This window comes from Janthinobacterium sp. KBS0711 (genome assembly GCF_000988085.1).
GTDB lineage: Bacteria > Pseudomonadota > Gammaproteobacteria > Burkholderiales > Burkholderiaceae_D > Janthinobacterium > Janthinobacterium lividum_E.
Window position 1 is genome coordinate 818,845 of record NZ_LBCO01000033.1, and the last position, 6,462, is coordinate 825,306.

Annotated in this window: 3 protein-coding genes; 2 read left to right on the plus strand and 1 reads right to left on the minus strand. The window is 62.3% G+C overall.

The features are described 5' to 3' along the window. The first annotated feature begins 5 nt into the window (after nt 1-5). Nucleotides 6-926, plus strand: a complete 921-nt coding sequence (gene gluQRS, locus VM94_RS22305) for a tRNA glutamyl-Q(34) synthetase GluQRS (protein WP_046685367.1) — start codon at nt 6-8, stop codon at nt 924-926. Nucleotides 927-1,006: 80 nt separating this feature from the next. Here gluQRS and VM94_RS22310 read toward each other — a convergent pair whose 3' ends face one another. After that, nucleotides 1,007-3,238, minus strand: coding sequence for a TonB-dependent receptor (locus VM94_RS22310; protein WP_046685368.1), 2,232 nt, complete (start codon nt 3,236-3,238; stop codon nt 1,007-1,009). 509 nt (nt 3,239-3,747) lie between these two features. Here VM94_RS22310 and VM94_RS27445 point away from each other — a divergent pair. Then, a complete protein-coding gene (locus VM94_RS27445; RefSeq protein WP_052755884.1) occupies nt 3,748-6,423 on the plus strand; it encodes a hybrid sensor histidine kinase/response regulator in 2,676 nt (891 codons plus the stop codon). The last annotated feature ends 39 nt before the right edge of the window (nt 6,424-6,462 follow it).

Genomic DNA, 6,462 nt, shown 5'->3' on the forward strand with positions numbered 1-6,462 from the left:
TCCGTATGCTCTCCTCCACCGCCCCCTACATCGGCCGCTTCGCCCCCTCCCCCTCCGGTCCCCTGCACATGGGCTCGCTCGTTGCGGCCATGGCCAGTTATCTCGATGCGAAGGTACATCGCGGCACGTGGCTGTTGCGTATCGAGGACCTGGACTATGACCGCAATGTCGAGGGCGCCGACGTCGGCATTCTGGCCAGCCTGCAGCGCTGCGGCATGCACTGGGATGGCGAGGCGACGTGGCAGAGCCGGCGGCTGCCGCTGTACGAGGCGGCGCTGAAGCAATTGCAGGACGATGGCCTCGTGTATGCGTGCGGCTGTTCGCGCAAGGAGATCCAGGATTCGAACTTGCAGGCGGGAACGCCGAAAAATGGGGCCGCCGTGTATCCGGGCACTTGCCGCCATGGCTTGGCGCCGGGCAAGGCGGCGCGGGCCCTGCGGCTGCGGGTGCCGCAGGGGGCGGATGCGGTGTACGCATTTGCCGACCGTTGGGCGGGTCCACAGCGGCAGGATCTGGCCAGCGAAGTGGGCGACTTCATCGTGCTGCGCGGCGACGGTTACTGGGCGTATCAGCTGGCCGTCGTCGTCGACGATGGCGCGCAAGGCATCACGCAGGTGGTGCGCGGCGCCGATTTGATTGACTCCACGCCGCGCCAGCTGTATCTGCAAGATGTGCTGGGCTTGCCGCACCCCGGCTTCCTGCACGTGCCTGTCGTCACGAACGACAGCGGCGAAAAGCTGTCCAAGCAGACGGGCGCCCTCGCCTTCGATACAGGAACACAAGCCACCGAACTGCTGACGTCGGCGCTGCTGCCGGCCGCCCGCTTCCTGGGCATCGACATACGTGCCGACAAGGTGGAAGATTTCTGGCGGCAAGCCATTCCCGCCTGGGCGCAGCGGCTGGCGCAACTTCCCGAGCGCACATAAAAAAACCCGCCGCGGCGCGAACCGTCGGCGGGTTGGAGCGCAGGCGCCAGCCGCTAGGGCCGGCGCCTGGTATCAGGCCATTAGAAGTTGCCCTTGAATTGCACGCCAAACTGACGTGGCTCATTGATGAAGCCCGTGCGGTTGTTGAAGTCGATGGCGCCCGTGATGCGCTGGGTGTCGGTGATGTTGCGGCCAAAAACGGCCATTTCATACTTGCCGGCATCCCAGGTGTAACCCACGCGCAAGCCGCCTTCGACCATCGGCTTGCCGGTGAACTCGGTTGCCTCATACAGGAAGAAATTGATCTTGCTGCGATAAGCCCAGTCCGTGAAGACGAAGAATTCGCCGTTCTCCATCGGGATCGAATAACGGCCCGTGGCGGTGATCGTCCACTTCGGCGCTTGCGGCAATGGATTGCCGTCGATGATGGCACGGTTGCCGCTGGTCAGCGAATCGGTCACGGTGCAACGCGTTTGGGCGCAGGTAGCGATCGACAGGCTTGGATCCTTGATTTCCGTGAAGTTGTAGCTGCCGCCCAGGGACATCTTCAGGCTCGGTGTGACAAAACCTTCCAGTTCCAGTTCCGCGCCGCGGCCATTCGTCTTGGCTGCATTGATCAAACGCGTCACGTTCGAGGTGCCGCCCACGACCGTCAATTGCTGGTTCTTCACCTGGTAGTTGTACAGGCTGAAGGCGACACGGGCGCGGCGCTCGAACAAATCGGCCTTGATACCGGCTTCAAACGAGGTGATCGTTTCCGCATCGGCCACGGTGACAGGCACGCTGGTGCTGGCCGGGGCAATACTTGGCGCGCGGAAACCGGTAGCAACACGGCCGTAGAAGTTCACGTCCTTGTTGTATTTATAGGTGCCGCTCAAGTCCCAGTTGACCTTGGCTTTGCTGACATCGGCGCTGGTCGGGCTGACCTGCACGATGTTGGTCGCTTGCACCGTGTTGAAATCTTTCTTGTCCTTGGTGTAGCGCAAGCCGGCACGCAGCATGAAGTCATCGTTGACGGCGTAGTTGACGGAACCAAACGTTGCCCAGGCCGAGTTTTTCTGGCGGCTGGCCAGGTGCGTGGTCAGCACATGCGTGTCGGTATTGAAGTTGTCGGTGAAGCCGTTGGCATCTTCGTTGAAATAGTACACGCCAGCCTGCCAGTTGAGCGGACCGGCATTCTTCGATTCGGCGCGGAACTCCTGCGAGTATTGCTTCACGCTGGTAATGCCGCCGGCCGTTTCAACCTGGAAAGGAATGAAGCCCGGGCCCGTTGGCGTGCCGCCGTCGATGTCGCCATGCGACACGTAATTGCCGACCTGTTCAAAGCCGGTGACCGAGTACAGTTTAATACCGTCCAGATCCCAGCTCAGGCGGGCGCTGGCGCCGTTGGTGCGCAGGCGCTGGAAGTTCGGCGCATTCGTGAACGACTTGTTCGGGTCGAAACCGTCGACGATATCGTTCGTGCCCTGCTTGATCATGTTGGCGTAGAAGATGCGCGCGCTGCCCGTGGTGCTGCGCTGGTGCACATTGAACAGGGCGTTGAACATGGTGTTCGGCGCGTACAGCAGTTGCACGCGTTCGGCGTGTTCATCGTAGCCGTCGAGCGCGTTTTTCTGGCCCGTAAACGTGTTGTCGACGTAGTCGTCGCGATGCTGGCGCAGGGTCGAGAAGCGCAACGCCCATTCTTTGCTCAGTGGCACGTTGACGGCGCCGTCGAAATTGGTCGTGTTGTGCGTGGCGGCGGAAACGTTGTAATAGCCTTCAACCTTGTCCAGGTTCGGCTTGACGGATTCGAACTTGACCACGCCGGCAGGCGTATTGCGGCCGAACAAGGTACCTTGCGGGCCGCGCAGTACTTCCACGCCAGCCACGTCGAAAATCGGATAGCCCTTAAGGATAGGATTTTCTTGCACGACGTCGTCGTAAATCAGGGAAACAGGTTGCGATGCAAAGATGTTGAAGTCGGTATTGCCGTAGCCGCGGATGTAGAAGCGAGGGAAGGTACGGCCGTTCGACGACTCCACGTTCAAGCTCGGCACTTTGCCGGCCAGCACGCGGATATCTTGACCGCCAGAGACCAGCACGTCGAGCTTTTCATCGCGCAGCAGCGATACGGAGACGGGCACGTCGCGGATATTTTCCTTGCGGCGCTGCGCCGTCACGGTCACGGTTTCCAGCTGGCTGGCCGCAGGAGTCGTATCAGCAGCGACTTCATCAGCATAGGCCGAGCCGATAGGCAGGGCTGCGGACAGTGCCAGCATGGCGGCGCTTTTGGCGCACAACCGCTTGTGCATCTTGGACATCTTGATCATGTTGTTTCCCAGAAGTTTAAAAAAGAATTGCGAAACCTGTCTCCGGCTTATGTACGGCGCTGGATGATCGTCTGCACCATCATGGTGCAGCAGCGCGAGCAGATGTCTCTCCGCTCCTGGCGTCATTGGCTCTGCCCTGGCTGTCGTGCTTGCTGACAGCGGTAGCGGCCGCATCTCCGGGATGTCTGATGAACACCAACTTTTGAGTAAGGCGCCAATTTAATTCAAGCGCCTTGTGCGCTGCAAGAATATTGTTATGTAAAATATTCATTCATCAACATAAAGGGCCGACTAGTGGTTATTCAGCCACAATAGCGCCCTTGTCTGGCTATTTCCCCTGATGACTTGCTGCATGGCACGTCTTTTTCGCCTGGCCAGCCGAAAGCGGAATGCGCATCCAGCAAGACAGCCCCGAGGGTGAAAATAGTTGTAATATCGCCAGACTTGCGCTGCCATGCCGCCCCATTCCAGTGCGGCGGCGGCCCCCTGCACCATCGTTAATTGCCGCCATGCCAGAACCCAGCCAGCCCAGCTACGCCGTCCCTTCCTCCACCGTCGCCGCCCAGGCGGCGCATTTACTGCTGAGCGCTCATTGCGACATCGTCTGGAGCACGAAAACCTTCGGCAAGTTCGATATCGACCAGCCATCCTGGCGTGCCTTCACGGGCCAGACCGAGGCCGAGCTGCTGGGCCGCGGCTGGGTCAATGCCCTGCATCCGGACGACCGCAACTTGCCTTACGTCATGCCATCGCACCTGACCAGCGTGTTCGAAGCGGAATACCGGCTGCGCCACGTCAGCGGCGCCTACCGCAACATGCTCGTGCGCATGCTGCCTGTGCTGGCGCCCGACGGCAGCATCGTCGAATGGCTGGGCTCGCATTGCGACGTGACGCAGCAAAGGCAGACGGAACAGCGGCTGCGCCTGGCCATGCAGGGCGGCCGCATGGGCACGTGGGAGATCGACCTGGGCAGCGGCAGCATGGCTGGCTCCGATGCGTTCAAGGCCAACCTGGGCCTGCCGCCTGACAGCCATATCGATTATGCGCAGCTGACGGGCGCCATGCTCGACGGCGACCTGCAGCACTGGCAAACGGTGGTGCACGCGGCCATCGCCAGCGCCAGCGATTTTGAAGTCGACATCCGCGTGCGCTGGCCCGATGGCGCGCTGCACTGGGCACACATGCGCGGCACCTGCGCCAGCGACGGTGCCGGCAACGTGATCGGCCTGTCCGGTATCTCGCTCGATCTGACGGCCAGCAAGCAAAACGAGGAAACCCTGCGCCTGACCCTGGCGGCCGGCGAAGTGGCCACCTGGAACTGGGACATCGTTGCCGACCGGGTCACGGCCGACAGCAATATGGCGCGCTTGTTCCCCGTCAATGCCGATGCGGCCGCTGCGGCGCCTCTGGCGCGCTACCTGGACATCATCCATCCCGATGACCGCGAGCAAGTCAGCGCGCAGATTGCCCAGGCGCTACAGACGCACACGCCGTTCGAGGCCAGCTACCGCGTCGGCGCCGGCGATGGCCAGTACCGCTCGGTCATCGCGCGGGGCCGCGCGGAATATGCGCCCGATGGCACGCCCTTGCAATTGCCCGGCGTCCTGCTCGACATCACGCGCCAGAAGCAGGTGGAAGATGCGCTGCGCCGCAGCGAGGAACGCTACCGCACCCTGATCGAGCTGATGGACCAGGCTTTTTGCGTGATCGAAATGCTGTATGACGAGCAGGGCCGCCCCGTGGATTTCCGCTACCTGGAAGGCAATCCCTCCTTCGTCAAGCAGTCGGGACTGGAAAACGCCATCGGCAAGACCATCCGCAGCTTCGTGCCCGACCACGACCAGCACTGGTTCGACCTGTACGACCAGGTCGTCAAGACCGGCGAGCCCGTGCGCTACGAAAACGAAGCCGTGGCCATGGAGCGCTGGTTCGAAGTCTTCGCAGCGCGCCTGGGCGGCCCCGGCAGCCGCCTGCTGACGGTATTGTTCAGCGACATCAGCGAGCGCAAGCGATCTGAACAACAGTTGCGCCAACTGGCCGACAACCTGTCCGAAATGGACCGGCGCAAGACGGAATTCCTCGCCACCCTGGCGCACGAACTGCGCAATCCGCTGGCGCCCATCCGCAACGGCTTGCAGATCATGCGCCTGGCCGCCGACAAGCCCGCCACCGTGGCGAGGGTGCGCGACGTGATGGAGCGGCAAGTCAATCAGATGGTGCATCTGGTCAATGATTTGCTGGACGTGGCCCGCATCACGCGGGGACAGATCGAACTCAAGCTTGAACGCACGGATCTGAAAACCATCATCGCCAGCGCCGTGGAGACGAGCATGCCGCTGATCGAGGCGGGCCGTCACCAATTGCAAGTGGAACTCGACGAGCAGTCACTGCCGCTCGAAGCCGACCCTACGCGCCTGGCGCAAGTGCTGGGCAATTTGCTCAACAACGCCGCCAAGTACACGCCGGCCGGCGGCCACATCGGCTTGCGCGCATTACGCGATGGTCACGAGGCATTGATCGAAGTCAAGGACAGCGGCGTCGGCATACCCGCTGAATCGATCACGACCGTGTTTGACATGTTCACGCAGGTGGGGCAAAACATGGGCAGGGCTCAGGGCGGCCTGGGCATCGGCCTGTCGCTGGTGCGTCGCCTGGTCGAGTTGCACGGCGGTAGCGCCACGGTGGCCAGCCCCGGCGCCGGCCTGGGCAGTACCTTCAGCGTACGCCTGCCCCTGCTGGCGGCGCAGCCGGCCGCCCCCGTCGCACTGGCCGCGCCCGCCATTACCGACAGCGGCCCGCAGTTCCGCGTGCTGGTGGTCGATGATAACGTCGACGCGGCCGTTACCCTCGCCGCCGTGCTCGACATGATGGGCCATGCAACGCAAGTGGCCCACGATGGCGCGCAAGCCCTTGCCGTGGCGCCGCAATTCTTACCCGACGTCATTTTTCTCGATATCGGCCTGCCCGGCATGAATGGCTACGAAGTGGCACGCGCGCTGCGCCTGATACCGGCGGGCGCCAACGTCGTGCTCGTTGCATTGACGGGCTGGGGCGCCGAAAACGACCGTAGCCAATCGAGCGCGGCCGGCTTCGACCACCATCTGACCAAACCGGCCAACCTGCTCGCCATCGGCGAACTGCTGGCCACCCTTTCCACTCCGAAAACATTGACAGACCATGACTGAATCCCTGAACCACGTCCGCCGCAATATCCTACTGGCAGG

Excerpts from the sequence above, each read along its gene's own strand:
- VM94_RS27445 (WP_052755884.1), top strand. The coding sequence starts at position 3,748 with ATGCCAGAACCCAGCCAGCCCAGCTACGCCGTCCCTTCCTCCACCGTC.
- gluQRS (WP_046685367.1), top strand. The coding sequence starts at position 6 with ATGCTCTCCTCCACCGCCCCCTACATCGGCCGCTTCGCCCCCTCCCCC.
- VM94_RS22310 (WP_046685368.1), bottom strand. The coding sequence starts at position 3,238 with ATGATCAAGATGTCCAAGATGCACAAGCGGTTGTGCGCCAAAAGCGCC.